General features: G+C 68.9%; 13 protein-coding genes. 7 read left to right on the top strand and 6 right to left on the bottom strand.

What is annotated here, in order from left to right:
- A partial coding sequence (locus ACFDTC_RS12830) for an ABC transporter substrate-binding protein (protein ID WP_375259277.1) occupies nt 1-1,148 on the bottom strand: 1,148 nt, incomplete at its 3' end.
- Between the two features lie 287 nt (nt 1,149-1,435).
- Between ACFDTC_RS12830 and ACFDTC_RS12825 the strand changes: the two genes are divergently transcribed.
- From ACFDTC_RS12825 to ACFDTC_RS12800, 6 genes are all read left to right on the top strand, one after another.
- On the top strand, nt 1,436-2,755 hold the full coding sequence (locus tag ACFDTC_RS12825) for a GH1 family beta-glucosidase (RefSeq protein ID WP_375259276.1): 1,320 nt from the start codon (nt 1,436-1,438) through the stop codon (nt 2,753-2,755).
- Nucleotides 2,756-2,758: 3 nt separating this feature from the next.
- Entirely contained in the window at nt 2,759-3,733 is a 975-nt protein-coding gene (locus ACFDTC_RS12820) for a glucokinase (protein ID WP_375259275.1), read from the top strand.
- 106 nt (nt 3,734-3,839) lie between these two features.
- Nucleotides 3,840-5,465 carry an alpha-D-glucose phosphate-specific phosphoglucomutase gene (locus tag ACFDTC_RS12815; protein ID WP_375259274.1) on the top strand — a complete coding sequence of 542 codons (1,626 nt, stop codon included), beginning with the start codon at nt 3,840-3,842 and terminating at the stop codon, nt 5,463-5,465.
- Entirely contained in the window at nt 5,466-6,368 is a 903-nt protein-coding gene (locus tag ACFDTC_RS12810; RefSeq protein WP_375259273.1) for a DMT family transporter, read from the top strand.
- Between the two features lie 82 nt (nt 6,369-6,450).
- Nucleotides 6,451-7,725 carry a phosphopyruvate hydratase gene (eno, locus tag ACFDTC_RS12805; RefSeq protein WP_375259272.1) on the top strand — a complete coding sequence of 425 codons (1,275 nt, stop codon included), beginning with the start codon at nt 6,451-6,453 and terminating at the stop codon, nt 7,723-7,725.
- 87 nt (nt 7,726-7,812) lie between these two features.
- Nucleotides 7,813-8,364, top strand: a complete 552-nt coding sequence (locus tag ACFDTC_RS12800) for a hypothetical protein (protein WP_375259271.1) — start codon at nt 7,813-7,815, stop codon at nt 8,362-8,364.
- A gap of 4 nt (nt 8,365-8,368) precedes the next feature.
- On the opposite strand, the gene ACFDTC_RS12795 is transcribed toward ACFDTC_RS12800, so the two are convergent.
- Genes ACFDTC_RS12795 through ACFDTC_RS12780 form a run of 4 tightly spaced genes read right to left on the bottom strand, consistent with a single transcriptional unit; the run spans nt 8,369 to nt 12,663 of the window.
- Nucleotides 8,369-9,577: a beta-ketoacyl-[acyl-carrier-protein] synthase family protein gene (locus tag ACFDTC_RS12795; protein WP_375259270.1), complete on the bottom strand. Its 1,209-nt coding sequence runs from the start codon at nt 9,575-9,577 to the stop codon at nt 8,369-8,371.
- Nucleotides 9,574-9,834: an acyl carrier protein gene (locus ACFDTC_RS12790; RefSeq protein ID WP_375259269.1), complete on the bottom strand. Its 261-nt coding sequence runs from the start codon at nt 9,832-9,834 to the stop codon at nt 9,574-9,576. Before ACFDTC_RS12790 ends, ACFDTC_RS12795 begins: the two co-directional genes overlap by 4 nt.
- 36 nt (nt 9,835-9,870) lie before the next feature.
- Entirely contained in the window at nt 9,871-10,980 is a 1,110-nt protein-coding gene (locus ACFDTC_RS12785) for a UDP-3-O-(3-hydroxymyristoyl)glucosamine N-acyltransferase (protein WP_375259268.1), read from the bottom strand.
- 54 nt (nt 10,981-11,034) lie between these two features.
- On the bottom strand, nt 11,035-12,663 hold the full coding sequence (locus ACFDTC_RS12780) for a murein L,D-transpeptidase (protein WP_375259267.1): 1,629 nt from the start codon (nt 12,661-12,663) through the stop codon (nt 11,035-11,037).
- A gap of 363 nt (nt 12,664-13,026) precedes the next feature.
- On the opposite strand from ACFDTC_RS12780, the gene ACFDTC_RS12775 reads away from it, so the two are divergent.
- The gene (locus ACFDTC_RS12775; protein ID WP_375259266.1) at nt 13,027-13,596 is read left to right on the top strand and encodes a YcbK family protein; all 570 of its coding nucleotides are present in this window, start codon (nt 13,027-13,029) and stop codon (nt 13,594-13,596) included.
- Nucleotides 13,597-13,706: 110 nt separating this feature from the next.
- Here the strand turns inward: ACFDTC_RS12775 and ACFDTC_RS12770 are convergent.
- Nucleotides 13,707-13,886 (bottom strand): hypothetical protein (locus ACFDTC_RS12770; protein ID WP_375259265.1); only part of this gene is annotated, 180 nt, incomplete at its 5' end.

Below are 13,886 nucleotides of genomic sequence, written 5' to 3'. Positions count from 1 at the left end.
AGCTCGGTGTTGACGCCCTTGTGCGGCGTCAGGAAGCCCGACTGCGCCATCCAGATCTCGTGCGCGATCGGCAGCTTGAGGAAGTCGATGAACGCGTAGGCCGCGTCGTTCTCGTCGGTGATCGCCCAGACCGTGCCGGCGCCCAGCACCGGGCTGCCCAGGTCCTCGCCCTCGAAGGCCGGGAAGTAGAAGAAGTCGTATTCCGCGTCCTCCGGGAAGAAGGTCGGGATGAACGACGCCTGCCGGTGCATCAGGCAGGCCGGCGGGAACTGGAACAGACCGTCCGGCGCGTCGCGGAAGTCGGTGGCCACCACCTCGGCCGGCGACATGCCGGTGAAGTCCTCGCTGCGCGCGAAGGTGCCGAAGGTGTCGATGGCGTTCACCACCTCGGGGCTGTCGAAGGGAATCTCGTTCGCCACCCAGGCGTCGTAGGTGTCCAGGCTCTGCGTGCGCAGCATGATGTCCTCGACCCAGTCGGTCGCGGGCCACCCGGTCGCCCCGCCCGAGCCCAGCCCGATGCACCACGGGTTGAATCCGTCCTCGACCGCCTGTTCGCTGAGCGCGATCAGGTCCTCCATCGTCTCGGGGATCTCGTAGCCCAGCTCGTCGAAGACGGGGGGCGAGTACCAGACCAGCGATTTCACGTCGACCTTGTAGAAGAAGCCGTTCAGCGCCTCCTCGCCCGCCTGCTCGTTGTAGCTGGTGGCGAGGTCGACCCAGCTCTCGCCGGCGGCATAGTTCTCGCGGATCCACTCGGCCGTCTCGGCGCTCAGCGGGGCCACGTCGCCCTGCGCGGCCAGGTCGGCCAGCAGGCCGGGCTGCGGCAGCACCGCGAGGTTGGGCAGGCCGCCGGTCTGCGCGGCGCGGCGGATCTCGCTCTCGAAGCTGTCCGAGCCCGCGTATTCGACCGCGGCGCCGGTGGCGTCCTCGAAATAGGCGATGACGGAATCGACCAGGTCCTTGTCGTCGCCGATCCACGGACCGGTGATGTTCAGCGTCTGGCCCGACAGGTCATGCTCGGACGCGAACGTCTCGAGTTCGTCCCAGCTGAAATCGCCCTCGCCGGGGGTGAATACCAGTTCCTGGGCGTGCACCGAACCGGCGCACAGGGCCGCGACGGCCACCCCGGCGTGAAATGTCTTCTTCATGATGTTCCTCCCAATCGGATCGCGTCTTTTGCGCGCCTTGACAGGCGTCTAGCTAGGCGCGTCCCGCATGGCGTCAACGGCGCGTGCCGCGGCCTGCGGGGCGCGGGCGCCCGGGTCGTCCGAGGCGCCCTTCCACCACGATTAGCGCTAACCGACCCCGCGCTGTCAATGCCGCGAACCCGGCTTGCGAGAGCGGCACCCCACCTGTTAGCCCTAAAGGCGACCACCGCCGCGCCATCGGCGCCCCCGGCGTGCGCCGTATGCCCGCCGCAGCAGGAAGGACGATCATGAAACACTCGCGCCCCGATTTTCCAAAGGGATTCCTGTTCGGCACGGCCACCTCGGCCTACCAGATCGAGGGCCACGCCTTCGGCGGCGCCGGGCGCACGCACTGGGACGACTTCGCCGCCACGCCCGGCAACGTCGTGCGCGCCGAGGATGGCGCGAAGGCCTGCGACCACTTTCACCGCTACGAGGACGACCTCGACCTGGTCGCCGGCGCGGGCTTCGACGTCTACCGCTTCTCGACCAGTTGGGCGCGCGTCATGCCCGACGGCCAGACGGTGAACGCGCAAGGCCTCGACTTCTACGACCGGCTGGTCGACGCCATGCTGGAGCGCGGCCTGAAACCCGCCGCGACCCTCTACCACTGGGAGCTGCCCTCGGCGCTGGCCGATGCCGGCGGCTGGCGCAACCGCGCGACCACCGACCATTTCGCCCGCTTCACCGAGGCGCTGATGACCCGCATCGGCGACCGGCTGTGGTCCGCCGCCCCGATCAACGAGCCGTGGTGCGTCGCCTGGCTGTCGCACTTCCTCGGCCACCAGGCGCCGGGGCTGCGCGACATCCGTGCCACCGCGCGCGCCATGCACCACGTGCTGGTGGCGCAAGGGCGCTCGATCGAGGTGATGCGCGGCCTCGGGATGAAAAACCTCGGCGGCGTGTTCAACTTCGAATGGTCCACGCCCGCCGACGACAGCGACGAGACCAAGCTTGCGGCCGAACGCTACGACGCGATCTACAACCGCTGGTTCCTGGGCGCCGCGACCAAGGGCGAATACCCCGCGCTGGTGCTCGAGGGGCTCGAGCCGCACATGCCCGCGAACTGGCAGGACGACTTGGGCCTGATCTCGCAGCCGCTCGACTGGGTCGGCCTCAACTACTACACGCGCAAGGTCATCGCGCACGATCCCGGCCCCTGGCCGCACGTCAGGGAATGCGACGGTCCGCTGCCCAAGACCTTCATGGGGTGGGAGATCTTTCCGCAGGGTCTCGGCAACTTCCTGCGCCGGGCCACCGCCGAATACACCGGCGACACGCCGCTTTACGTGACCGAGAACGGCATGGCTGCGCCCGATCCGCTGATCGACGGCGGCGTGCAGGACGACGACCGCATAGCCTTCATCGACGACCATCTCGACCAGGTGCAGGACGCGATTGACGACGGCGTGCCGGTGCAAGGCTATTTCGTGTGGTCGCTGATGGACAATTACGAATGGTCGCTGGGCTACGAGAAGCGCTTCGGCCTCGTGCACGTGGATTTCGACACGCTTGCGCGCACGCCCAAGGCCTCGTACCACGCGCTCGCCAAAGCGTTGAAGGACTAGGCCATGCCGCATGCGACCCTCGCCGTCGTCGCCGATATCGGTGGCACCAACACGCGCGTGGCGCTGGCGCATGGCACGGCGGTCGACACGGCCTCGATCCGGCGGTTCCGCAACGCCGAACACGGCGGCATCGACCCGATCCTGCGCGCTTACCTGGCCGAAACCGGCGCCGCCCCGCAGGCCGCCTGCGTCGACATGGCGGGCCCCGTGCGCGACGGCGTCGGCACGCTGACCAACCTGCCCTGGCGCGTCGACCAAGCAGCGCTGCGCGAGGCCACCGGCGCGCAAACCGTGTCGGTCCTGAACGACCTTCAGGCGCAGGGCGTGGCGGTTGGCCATCTGGGCGACGCCGGGCTTTCCACGCTGATCGCAGCCCCCGTCAGCGCACCCGAACAACCGCGCCTGGTGGTCAACATGGGTACGGGCCTGAACGCGCAGCCCGTGTTCAAGCGCCGCGGCATGACCCTCGTGCCGCCGGCCGAGGCCGGGCACGTCTCGATCCCGGTGCAGAGCGCGGACGAATTGCGCCTGCGCGACTGGGTGGCCGAGCACCACACGCACACAACCCCGGGGCTCGAGGACCTGCTGTCGGGTCGCGGGTTCGAGCGTGTCTACGCCTGGTGCTGCGCCGAAGAGGGCGAGACCGTCGCCCTGCCCGCGTCCGAGATCTTCGCCGCGTTCCAGGCCGGCGAGGCCCGCGCCGTACGCGCCGCGCGCATCGTCGTGCGCCTGCTGGGCCGCTACACCGGCGATCTGGCGCTGATCACCCTGCCTTTCGGCGGCATCTATCTGGTCGGCGGCGTGATCCGCCATCTCGGCCCGCATCTGGAGACGCTGGGTTTCACGCAGGCCTTCCGCGACAAGGGCCGCTTCGCGCCCTTCATGGAGCAGTTCGCCGTGCACGTCGTCTCGGACGACTACGCGGCGCTCACGGGCTGCGCGGTGCATCTGGACGAATTGCTGCGCGAACGCGCCTGACGCGGAACGCGCGCCGCACCCTTCGCGTATCGTCGCCGGCGGCCCGCCGCTTGCGCGGGCGCGGCCAAGACGCGATACAGGGCCCACGCCCGTGCAGGAGGATGCCATGAAGATCGACACCGTCGCCACGAAACCGATCGACGGGCAGAAGCCCGGCACCTCGGGCCTGCGCAAGAAGACGCCCGAGTTCCAGCAGCCGCACTACCTCGAAAACTTCGTCCAGGCGATCTGGGACGGCATCGGCGGCGTGAAGGGCAAGACGCTGGTGCTGGGCGGCGACGGACGCCACTTCAACGACCGTGCCGCACAGGTGGTGCTGCGCATGGCCGCCGCCTCGGGCGCCGCGCGCGTCATTGTCGGTGTGGGCGCGCTGCTGTCGACGCCCGCCGCGTCGAACCTCATCCGCACGCGCGGCACCGACGGCGGCATCATCCTGTCGGCCAGCCACAACCCCGGCGGCCCGAAGGGCGATTTCGGCGTAAAGTTCAACACCGCCAACGGCGGCCCCGCCCCCGAATCCGTCACCAACGCCATCCACGAGGCGACGAGCACGATCACCGAATACCGCATCCTCGAGGCGCACGACATCGACCTGTCGACCCCCGGCGAAAGCACACTGGGCGACATGGTGGTCGAGGTCGTCGACCCGGTCGCGGCCTACGCCGCGCTGATGGAGGAGATCTTCGACTTCGACGCCATCGCCGAGCTTTTCGCCTCGGGCTTCACGATGCGCTTCGACGCGATGCACGCGATCACCGGCCCCTACGCGAAGGCGATCCTCGAGGACCGGCTGGGCGCCGCGAAGGGCAGCGTCGTCAACGCCGAGCCGAAGCCCGATTTCGGCGGCGGCCACCCCGACCCGAACCCGATCTGGGCCAATCCGCTGATGGACCTGATGATGGGCGACGACGCGCCCGATTTCGGCGCCGCCAGCGACGGCGACGGCGACCGCAACATGATCGTCGGGCGCGGCGTCTACGTGACACCCTCGGACAGCGTCGCGGTGCTGGCCGCCAACGCCACGCTGGTGCCGCGCTACCAGGACGGGCTGAAGGGTGTCGCACGCTCGATGCCCACCTCGCGCGCGCTCGACCGCGTGGCCGAGAAGCTGGGCATCGACTGCTACGAGACGCCCACCGGCTGGAAGTTCTTCGGCAACCTGCTCGACGCCGGCCGCGCCACGCTCTGCGGCGAGGAATCCGCCGGCACCGGTTCCGACCACGTGCGCGAGAAGGACGGCCTCTGGGCGGTGCTGTTCTGGCTCAACATCCTCGCCGTGCGCAAGATTTCCGTGGCCGAACTGATGCAGGACCACTGGCGGACCTTCGGCCGCAACTACTATTCCCGCCACGACTACGAGGACGTCGACGCCGCGGCCGCCAAGGGCCTGATGTCGGAACTGCACGCCCAGATCCCCACCCTGCCCGGCACCGAAGATGCCGGCCTGCGCGTCACCAAGGCCGACGAATTCGCCTATGACGACCCGGTCGACGGCAGCCGCGCTACCGCGCAGGGCCTGCGCGTGCATTTCGACGGCGGCGGGCGCGTGGTCTTCCGCCTGTCGGGCACCGGCACCGCCGGCGCCACCCTGCGCGTCTACCTCGAGACCTACGACCGCGACGTGCTGGACGACGACCCGCAGCAGCGGCTGAAGCCCGTGATCGCCGCCGCCGACGCCATCGCCGGCATCCGAAAACGAACCGGGCGTGACAAACCCGACGTGATCACCTGAATGCAGATCAACGTCCTGAGGGCCATCGGCCTCATGCTCGGCGCGATGGCGTTCCTCGCCGTCTCCGACGTGTTCATCAAGCTCGCCAGCCAGCGCGCGCCGCTGGGCCAGGTCATGGTCAGCATGAGCCTAGGCGGCACCGCGCTGTTCCTCGCGCTCGCCGCGATCAAGCGCGTGCGCATCTTCACAGCCGACGCGCTGCATCCGATGGTGCTGCTGCGCAACGCGTTCGAGATCGTCGGCGGGCTGGGCCTGATCGTCGGCATCTCGAAGGTGCCGCTATCGGTCTTCGCCGCGATCATGCAGGCCGCGCCGCTGGTGGTCACACTCGGCGCCGCGCTGTTCCTGCGCGAAGAGGTCGGCTGGCGCCGCTGGACTGCCATCGCGGTGGGCCTCGTCGGCATGCTGCTGGTGATCCGGCCCTTCGGCGCGGAATTCTCGGGTTGGGAGCTGTTCGCCGTGATGGGAGTCGTCGGCCTCGCCGCGCGCGACCTGGTCACGCGGCTCTCTCCGGAATCGATCCCGTCGCTGGCGATCTCGACCTGGGGCTTCATGGCGATCATCGTGCCCGGCCTCGCCCTGCTGATCTTCGAGGCCAAGCCCATGACCGCCGAGCCGCTGGCGCTGGTCTACATCGCCGCAATGGTCGTGGTCACCGCACTCGGCTACCTGTGCGTCACCACCGCGATGCGGCTGGCGCCCGCGGCGATCGTGTCGCCCTTCCGCTACACGCGGCTGGTCTTCACCACCGGCCTCGGCATGGCGGTCTTCGGCGAACGGCCGGGCCTTCCGACGCTGGCGGGCGGCGCGCTGATCCTCGCGGCGGGCCTATACACCTTTGCGCGCGAACGCCGCCTCGCGATCCGCACCGCGGCCGCCTCGCGCCCCGCCGCCGCCGGCTGAGCGCTGGCGCGTTTACTTTCGCCGCGCGGTTGGTAGAACCCTGCGTAAAGCCACGACCGACCCAGAACGAGGGACACCGCCAATGAGCACCATCATCGACATCCACGCCCGCGAGATCCTCGACAGCCGGGGGAACCCGACGGTCGAGGTCGACGTCACGCTCGAGGACGGCACCATGGGCCGCGCCGCCGTGCCGTCGGGCGCGTCGACCGGCGCCTACGAGGCCGTGGAACGCCGCGACGGCGACAAGGCGCGCTACAAGGGCAAGGGCGTGCTGGACGCCGTGGCGGCCGTCAACGGCGAGATCGCCGAGGCGCTGGCCGGCATGGACGCGACCGAACAGGTCTCGCTCGACATGGCGATGATCGAACTCGACGGCAGCGACAACAAGGGTCGCCTGGGCGCCAACGCGATCCTGGGCGTCTCGCTGGCGGCCGCGCGAGCGGCGGCGGATTTCTGCGGCCAGCCGCTGTTCCGCTACGTCGGCGGCACGTCTGCCCGCGTGCTGCCCGTGCCGATGATGAACATCATCAACGGCGGCGAACACGCCGACAACCCGATCGACATCCAGGAATTCATGATCATGCCGGTCGCCGCCGCCAACATCCGCGAAGCGGTGCGCATGGGCTCGGAGGTGTTCCACACGCTCAAGAAGGAACTGGTCGACGCAGGCATGTCCACCGGTCTGGGCGACGAGGGCGGCTTCGCACCCGAACTCGGCGGCACGCGCGAGGCGCTCGACTTCATCCTGCGCTCGATCGAGAAGGCCGGCTACAAGCCGGGCAAGGACATCTACCTGGCGCTCGATTGCGCCGCGACCGAGTATTTCGAGGGCGGCAAGTACGAGATGAAGGGCGAGGGCAAGTCGCTGACCCCGGACGAGAACGTCGCCTACCTGCAGGCGCTGTGCGACGACTACCCCATCATCTCGATCGAGGACGGCTGCTCCGAGGACGACTGGGACGGCTGGCGCGCGCTGACCGACGCGCTGGGCGGCAAGGTCCAGCTGGTCGGCGACGACCTGTTCGTGACCAACCCGCGCCGGCTGGAGATGGGCATCGAGAAGCGCTGCGCCAATTCCATGCTGGTCAAGGTCAACCAGATCGGCACCCTGACCGAGACGCTGCAAGCGGTCGAGATGGCCCACCGCGCCGGCATGACCAACGTCATGTCCCACCGCTCGGGCGAGACCGAGGACACCACCATCGCTGACCTCGCGGTCGCCACCAATTGCGGTCAGATCAAGACCGGCTCGCTGGCGCGCTCGGACCGGCTGGCCAAGTACAACCAGCTGATCCGTATCGACGAGATGCTGGGCGAGGCGGCGGAATACGCCGGCCACTCGATCCTGCGCTGACGCGTTGACCGGGCGCGGGCGGCGACCCGCGCCCGGAACCGCACGTCGCGTGCGGCATTGTCTTCCCGACCAGCGAAGGAGAGAGACATGCCGCTCACGTTCCGCGCCGGCCCGGCGCTGATTTCAAGCCTTCTGTTCGTTCCGCATGCCGGTCCCGCCGGTGCGCAATCGACCGAACCCGCCGCGCCCGACACGGTGATCGTGGTCGAATTCCGGGCCTTGGACCTCGCCATCGACGGCGGCGCGGTCGACGCCGCGCTGGCGCTTGCCGACACGCCGCACCTGGCCGATCTGGACATATCCGTGGCGTCCGGGACACCGGACGCGGGCCGTGACGGCGCGCGATACGACCTCGACGGGGCGCTGGTGTTCTCGGACCTCGACAGCTTTTCGAGCTGGAAGGAGGACGGGATGACGGGCTTCTTCGACCCTGTAGGCGGCCTTGCGCAGGTCGCCACGTCGATGCGCGTGTTCCGCCCGAACCTGCTCGCGCAGGCCGACGACGGGATGCGCAGCGGGTTCGAGGACGTGTCGATCCGCTACAGAAACAGCGGGAACGACGCCGCGGGCGATTCCGATATCGACGCGGTCACCGTGCTTTGCCCCGGCGATCACGCCGACTGCAAGCCGAGCAACTAGCGCGTCAGGCGCGCCCCAGCGCCAGCACGGCGTTGAGGCCGCCGAAGGCGAAGGCGTTCGACAGGACCACGTCCACCTCGGCCTGCCGCGCCTCGTTCGGGACCACGTCCAGCGCGCATTCCGGGTCGGGCTCCTCGTAGCCGATCGTCGGCGCGATCACCCCGTCCCGCAGCGCCATGATGCAGGCCAGAAGCTCGACCGCGCCGGTGCCGCCGATCAGGTGCCCGTGCATCGACTTGGTGGACGAGATCATCAGGTCGTCGGCATGGTGGCCGAAGACATCCGCCACCGCCGCGCACTCGGTCTTGTCGTTGGCGGCGGTCCCGGTGCCATGCGCGTTGATGTAGCCCACGCGCTCGGCGTCGATCCGCCCGTCGCGCAGCGCACCTCGAATCGCACGCGCGGCGCCCTGCTTGGACGGCATCACGATGTCCGCCGCGTCCGAGGTCGCGGCGAAGCCCACCACCTCGGCCAGGATCTCGGCGCCGCGGGCCTTGGCGTGCTCGTATTCCTCGAACACGAAGATGCCGGCGCCCTCGCCCTGCACCATACCGTTGCGCGTGGCCGAGAAAGGCCGGCACGCGTCCTTGGACATGACGCGCAGGCCCTCCCACGCCTTCACGCCGCCGAAGCACAGCATCGATTCTGATCCGCCCGTCACCATCGCCGTGGTCAGCCCCGAGCGGACCATCGCGAAGGCCTGCCCCATCGCGTGGTTCGACGACGCGCAGGCCGTGGCCACGGTGAAGCTGGGGCCGCGCAGGTTGAACTCCATGCTGACATGGCTGGCGGCGGCGTTGTTCATCAGCTTCGGCACGACGAAGGGATGGACGCGGTTCTTGCCCTCTTCGTAGACGGCGCGGTAATTCTCGTCCTGCGTAGTCAGCCCGCCGCCGCTTGTGCCCAGCACGACGCCGGCGCGGTCGGCCAGCTCTCCGTTGAAGTCGAGTCCCGCCTGCCCCAGCGCCTCTCGCGCGGCGATCAGCGTGAACTGCGTGAATCGATCATAAAGCGCCAGCTGCTGGCGGTTGAAGCGGTCTTCGGCGGTGTAGTCGCGCACCTGCCCGCCGATCCGGATCGCCAGGCGGTCGACGTCGCGGAAGTCCAGCGGGCCGATCCCGCAGCGCCCCTCGCGCATCGCCTGCATCGTGGTGGGCACGTCGTGTCCCAGCGGGTTGATCGTGCCCGCGCCGGTAATGACGACGCGCTTCACGCGTGCTGCTCGGCCATCAGCCTGCGGATGCCCGCCACGATCTGCCCGACCGACGAGATGTCGAAATCCGATCCCTGCGGATCGTTGGCATTGAAGGGTACCGAGATGTCGAACGTCTCTTCGATGGCGAAGATCGCCTCGACCAGGCCGAGGCTGTCGATTCCCAGCTCTTCGGGTGTGGAATCCAGCGTCACGTCCGACGGCTCGAGCATGGCCTGCTCGGCGACAATCGCGATCACCCGGTCCTCGACATCCATCGCTGCGGTCCTCGTACTGCCCGTGTCGCGCCCGATCTAGTCGCTCTGGGGCGTCTTTGAAACCGCTTTCTTCAGGGCTGCGACGTCACGGAAGAGACGCGGCAGCCGGCGCAGCGCCTTGTAGCTTTCCACGTGGCTGTCCATCTTCATCGCCGGGTAGCCCAGCATGACGCGCCCCGCCGGCACGTTGGCCAGCGCGATCGTGCCGCCGCCGAGGATCGCGCGCGCGCCGATCGCGATGTTGTCGGACGCGCCGGCCTTGCCGCCCATCACCACGCCGTCGCCCAGCACAGTCGAGCCTGCGATGCCCACCTGCGCGCAGAGCATGCAGTCGCGTCCCACCACAACGTTGTGGCCGACCTGCACGAGGTTGTCGATCTTGACCCCGTCGCCGATCCGGGTGTCGCGGACGGTGCCGCGGTCGATGCAGGACTTGGCGCCAATCTCGACGTCGTCGCCGATGGTCACGCCGCCGAGGCTGTGGATCCGCGCCCAGCCCTGTGCGGTCGCGGTGCCCTCGGCGCCCAGCGTCGCGCGGGCCAACTCGGGGCCCGACGGCTCGGGCGTGACGAAGGAAAAGCCGTCGGCGCCCACGCAGGCGCCCGGCTGCGCGATGAAGCGCGCACCGATCCGCACGCGCGCGCCGATCTGCACGCCTGCGTGGATCAGCGCGTTCGCCCCGATCTGGGTATCGGCACCCACATGCACCTGCGGGCCGATCACGCTGCCGGCGCCGATGCGGGCGCGCGGGCCGATCACCGTGAAGGGGCCGATCGAGACGTCATCGGCAAGCGTGGCCGAGGGATCGATCACCGCCGAGGGATGGATGCCCGCCGCGTACCCCGCGCCCGGATCCATCATCGCCGAGACGGTGGACAGCGCGAACCGCGGGCGTGGCGCCAGGATCGCGGCCTGCAACCCGTAGCCGCGCCAGTCCGCCCCTTCCCACATCAGTGCCGCGCGCGCGGCGCCTTGGGCCAGCCCCTCGGCAAAGGCGGGCTTCATCGCCAGCGCCAGGTCGTCGGCGCCCGCCGAGGCAGGCTCCGCGACGGCGGTGACCGCCAGCGCGCCGTCCCCTTCGGCGTGCATGCCAAGGGCGGCGGCGATCTCGGTCAGGGTGTGGCGGACGGGTCGTTCGCTGGGCATCGATTCCGCGGCTCCTCCGGCTGGCGGCGGCCGCGCCGGGCCGCGCCGCCCGGTCTAGCCCTGACCGATGCGCAATGCCACCCCGGCATCCGCCAGCGCGCGCCAGATCATGGCGTCGCGGCCGTAGACGTCGTCGCGGTACTGCACGTTACCCTTCGCCTGCGTGAACGCCGTGCGGTAATCGAGGTGCACCGGCACGTTCTGTTCCAGCGGCACGGTGGTGTTCCGGCCGGCCTGCAGGATCGACTGGAAGAACCGCTGCGGGTTCTCCTCCTGCGGGGCGAGCAGCGCGTAGGCGAACTCGTGCGGGTCCTGCAGGCGGATGCAGCCGTGGCTGAAGGCCCGCGTGTTGCGCGAGAACAGGCTCTTGGCCGGCGTGTCATGCAGGTAGATGTTGTAGCGGTTCGGGAACATGAACTTGACCGTCCCCAGCGCGTTCTCGGGGCCGGGCTGCTGGCGCATCGAGAACGGGAAGGTCTGCGCGTTGTAGCGCCCGAAGCCGCGGCCACGGTTCACCACCCGGCCAGAGCTGTCGATCACGTCGATATGCGAATGCGCGTAGGGGTTGCGGCGCATGTCCGGCAGGTATTCGTCGACGATGATCGAGCGCGGCACGTACCAGTACGGGTTGATGACCATGTGCTCCATGACGTCCGAGAACTCGGGCGACTGACGGTCCCTGTCCTGGTGCCCGACGACCGAGCGGGTGCGGAAGGTCGTCTTGCCGTCGTCGATGATCTGCGCGTGGAAGTCGGCAAGGTTGACCAGAACGTGCCGGTCGCCGCGCCCGCCGGGCAAGTTCAGCCAGCGCTCGCGCTCCATCGCGACGATCACCGATTTCAGTCGCTCCTCGGGCGGCGTGTTTAGCGCGCCCAGCGTGCCGGGCCCGGCGACGCCGTCGACCTCGAGACCGTGATCCTGCTGGAACTGGCGCACCGCCGCCTCCATCCGCGCGTCGTAGGACGTGCCGAGATGCGGGTTCAGGTACTCCATCGCCACCAGGCGATCGCGCAGCGCCACGACCGCGTCGCCGGAATCGCCGGACTCCAGCGTGCGGGCCTGCACCGGCGCGCCCCAGCCGCCATGCGCGATGGTGCGTTCCAGCATCATCTTGGCGCGCATCAGGCGGGTGTACTCGTTGCTGCCGGGGGCGAGTTCGCGCAAGACGCGGCGCGCGTCGCCGGCTTCGATCCGTTCGAGCAGCGCGTCGGCGTCGCGGATCGGACGCTCGCGCTTGATCGCAGAGACCACCGCGTTGGGGTCTAGGATGCCCGACTGCACGTCGCGCGCGTAGCGCAAGTACGCCTCGGTCAGCGCCATCTCGATGCTCGCGCGCTCTTCGGCCGAGCGTGCCGCGGCCATCCGGCCGACCAGGGCGTTCGCATCGTAGGCGCGGGCCGGCAGGCCGTGGGCGTCGGCGCTGGACAGCGCCTCGAGCAGCGCTGCGCGGCGGGCGCCGTGGGTTTCGCCCGCACCGGTCCACAGCGGGGCGAAGTCGCGGTCACGGTAGAAGGCCGCGATCGCCGGATCGCTGTCGAGTCCCTCGGCCACCGCCTGCATGAACGGCGTCACGTTCAGCGACAGGTCCTGCTGCGCGGCGGCGGGCGACGCGGCCAGAAACGCCGCCGCGACGGCCGCGTTGCGCGCATGGCGCCAGCGGGTGGTGACACTGGAGTTGAACATGGGATGTTTCCTTTGATGCCTCGGCCGCGGCTCGAACCATGGCCGAAGGGTGTTCCCCGGCCCGGCGCCTGTCTACATCAATTACGCGCAAAGCCTTCAAAGGTTTCAGGAAGTGACGTTCCCGTTACGCCGGGCGAGCACTTCGTGAAGGACCGTGCCCCGGCGCCACATCCCGGCGGCCTCCGCGCGCGTTGCGCAGGAATCCGCTTGCGAAGGAAAGTTCCATCCAACGCTACCTTTTCCGTTAACCTGATTCGTGCCATACCGAACGTGTCCCCGAGGACAGGGGCAGACGGATCCGCAGAGGTTCGAGTGACAGGTAGAACTCACAGGTAAATCCAGCGACCACGGGACAGGCGCTTCATGACAGCTAACTCTTCGACCGGGCTCACCCGGCGCGCGCTTCTTGGCGCGTTCGCGGCGACCACGCTGACCGCGGCCCCGACGTTTTCACACGCGGCGGGCTTTCTGAAAGGCGCAGGCGACATCCGCCGGCTGCGCATGGTCAACCCGCGCAACGGCGAACGGCTCGACATGGTCTATTGGGTGGAAGGGGATTACATCTCCGACGCCCTGACCGAGATCTCTCGCTTCATGCGCGATTGGCGTACCAACGACGTCAAGACGATCGACGCCAGGACGATCGACATCATGGCGGCTTCGCACAACCTTCTGGATGTGTCCGAACCCTACGCCCTGATTTCGGGCTACCGGTCTCCCAAGACCAACAACATGCTGCGCAGCCAGTCCGGTGGCGTGGCCAAGAACTCGCGCCACCTTCGCGGCGAAGCGGCAGACCTGCGTCTGCATTCGCGCAGCGTTTCGCAGATGGCGCGCGCGGCGGCGGCCTGCCGAGCCGGCGGCGTCGGCCGGTACACCGGCTCGAACTTCGTGCACATGGATTGCGGTCCGGTGCGCAGCTGGGGTTCGTGACACGGCCATCCGCCGACACTTTCGAATTGTTACGAAGCGCCCCTCGCGGGCGCTTCTTTGATTAACAACACCGTGGGTCCGAAGCGGTTCCCGAGGGCGTTCAAGAAAATTCACGGATTGCGGTTAAGCGGATCAAGCGCGAGCGCCGAGGGCTGCCCGGCCGTGTGCGTGAAGAAACCGAGCGCGCCAAAACGGTCCGGCATCCAGGCATCACTGACGATATTGGGGAATGGTCGAAATGGCGCGGTTGACGGGGCTCGAACCCGCGACCCCCGGCGTGACAGGCCGGT

This window comes from Citreimonas sp. (genome assembly GCF_042096055.1).
GTDB lineage: Bacteria > Pseudomonadota > Alphaproteobacteria > Rhodobacterales > Rhodobacteraceae > Citreimonas.
The sequence above is the reverse complement of the archived record's forward strand: the minus strand, read 5'-3'. Positions and strand labels throughout refer to the sequence as shown.

Coding starts and splice junctions, on each gene's coding strand:
- ACFDTC_RS12825 (WP_375259276.1), top strand. CDS start 1,436: ATGAAACACTCGCGCCCCGATTTTCCAAAGGGATTCCTGTTCGGCACG.
- ACFDTC_RS12820 (WP_375259275.1), top strand. CDS start 2,759: ATGCCGCATGCGACCCTCGCCGTCGTCGCCGATATCGGTGGCACCAAC.
- ACFDTC_RS12815 (WP_375259274.1), top strand. CDS start 3,840: ATGAAGATCGACACCGTCGCCACGAAACCGATCGACGGGCAGAAGCCC.
- ACFDTC_RS12810 (WP_375259273.1), top strand. CDS start 5,466: ATGCAGATCAACGTCCTGAGGGCCATCGGCCTCATGCTCGGCGCGATG.
- eno (WP_375259272.1), top strand. CDS start 6,451: ATGAGCACCATCATCGACATCCACGCCCGCGAGATCCTCGACAGCCGG.
- ACFDTC_RS12800 (WP_375259271.1), top strand. CDS start 7,813: ATGCCGCTCACGTTCCGCGCCGGCCCGGCGCTGATTTCAAGCCTTCTG.
- ACFDTC_RS12790 (WP_375259269.1), bottom strand. CDS start 9,834: ATGGATGTCGAGGACCGGGTGATCGCGATTGTCGCCGAGCAGGCCATG.
- ACFDTC_RS12785 (WP_375259268.1), bottom strand. CDS start 10,980: ATGCCCAGCGAACGACCCGTCCGCCACACCCTGACCGAGATCGCCGCC.
- ACFDTC_RS12780 (WP_375259267.1), bottom strand. CDS start 12,663: ATGTTCAACTCCAGTGTCACCACCCGCTGGCGCCATGCGCGCAACGCG.
- ACFDTC_RS12775 (WP_375259266.1), top strand. CDS start 13,027: ATGACAGCTAACTCTTCGACCGGGCTCACCCGGCGCGCGCTTCTTGGC.